This window comes from Psychrobacter sp. 1U2, assembly GCF_051847575.1.
This window is the reverse complement of record NZ_JBPYDC010000116.1, coordinates 1-1,744: the sequence shown is the minus strand read 5'-3', so window position 1 is coordinate 1,744 and position 1,744 is coordinate 1. Positions and strand designations below refer to the sequence as shown.

Genomic DNA, 1,744 nt, shown 5'->3' with positions numbered 1-1,744 from the left:
ATTTTGCTAAATAAATGTTGCGGCTGTTTTAGAAAGCGATAGGGCATGCCATACACACCCTATCTAGTCAGTCAAAAAAACACAATCAATTAACCACGCTCAGCGATAGGAGGTACGTCTCTTGGCTCTTCACCGATGTATTCCGCACTTGGGCGAATAATACGGTTGTTTGCGCGCTGCTCAAAGACGTGAGCTGCCCAGCCAGTCAGGCGCGAGCAGACAAAGATTGGGGTAAATAGCTTGGTTGGGATACCCATAAAGTTATAGGTTGAGGCATGGAAAAAGTCAGCATTACAGAACAGCTTTTTCTCACGCCACATGACTTCTTCACAGCGCACAGATACTGGATATAAAACCGTATCACCAACGTCCTCAGCCAGTTTTTCCGCCCATTGTTTGATGATGACGTTACGCGGATCAGATTCGCTATAGATAGCGTGACCAAAGCCCATGATTTTGTCTTTACGCTCAAGCATGGCCATCATCTCTTTTTCTGCTTCATCTGGTGAGCTAAAGCCTTCAATCATATCCATAGCGGCCTCGTTGGCACCGCCATGCAAGTGCCCGCGTAATGAACCAATCGCACCGGTGATGCAAGAATGGATATCTGATAACGTAGAAGCACAGACGCGCGCGGTAAATGTCGAAGCATTAAACTCATGCTCAGCATACAAGATAAGTGAAACGTTCATCACTCGTTCGTGAAGCTCATTTGGTTTTTCGCCTTTAAGCAGATGCAAAAAGTGACCACCAATAGTGTCATCATCGGTTTCAGTCTCGATACGCTCATTGTCATGGCTAAAGCGATACCAGTAGTTGATAATTGATGGGAATACCGCCAGCATACGATCTGTTTTATCATTTTGCTGTTCAAAGTCGGTTTCCATCTCAAGATTACCAAGCATTGAGCAACCGGTACGCAATACATCCATTGGATGGGCTTCGCTTGGAATACGCTCAAGCACATCTTTTAATGCTTGTGGTAGACCGCGCAGCTTTTTGAGTTTGGCTTGATAGGTATCTAGCTCACTTTGAGTTGGCAGGTTGCCATAAAGCAGCAGATAAGCCACTTCTTCAAAGATGCATTGCTCGGCCAAATCTTTTACGTCATAACCACGATAAGTAAGGCCTGAGCCTGATTTACCGACAGTTGATAGTGAAGTCTTGCCAGCGACCTGACCACGTAGTCCTGCGCCTGATAGTTCTTTGCCTGCTGCCATGATTAAATTCCTTTTGTTGGTAGCTTGTTGTTAAGGTGATTAAGTTAAACAGTATTGACTATTAAAAGGGCTTGAGAAAACAAGTTTATACCTTACTTATTTTTCTTACTTATTGTCCGCAAACAGCTTATCTAGTGTTTGCTCAAACTCATGATAGTCCAAGAAATCATAAAGCTCCATGCGTGTCTGCATGGTATCGACGACATTTTCTTGCGTGCCGTCATCTAAGATATGTTGATAAACATTTAATGCCGCTTTGTTCATCGCACGGAAGGCTGATAATGGATATAGCACCATATCGACACCTACGCCATGTAGCTGCTCAGTGGTATACAAGTCAGTTTGACCAAACTCAGTCATGTTGGCCAGTACCGGAATATCTAGTACATCGGTAAACTTACGATACATCTCAATGTCAGTTAAAGCTTCTGCAAAGATCATATCAGCGCCCGCTTCTTGAAAAGCTACCGCTCGCTCAACCGCCGCATCAAGCCCTTCAACTGATAGCGCATCAGTACGCGCCA

The 1,744-nt window shown here is 44.6% G+C and carries 2 protein-coding genes; both read right to left on the bottom strand.

The annotated features are described in order from the left end of the window. Positions 1-89: 89 nt before the first annotated feature. On the bottom strand, positions 90-1,220 hold the full coding sequence (gene prpC / locus ACS8FD_RS13645; protein WP_439261341.1) for a bifunctional 2-methylcitrate synthase/citrate synthase: 1,131 nt from the start codon (positions 1,218-1,220) through the stop codon (positions 90-92). A gap of 105 nt (positions 1,221-1,325) precedes the next feature. Continuing rightward, positions 1,326-1,744: isocitrate lyase/phosphoenolpyruvate mutase family protein (locus tag ACS8FD_RS13640; RefSeq protein ID WP_439276275.1), on the bottom strand; the 419-nt coding region annotated here is incomplete at its 5' end.

Excerpts from the sequence above, each read along its gene's own strand:
- prpC (WP_439261341.1), bottom strand. The coding sequence starts at position 1,220 with ATGGCAGCAGGCAAAGAACTATCAGGCGCAGGACTACGTGGTCAGGTC.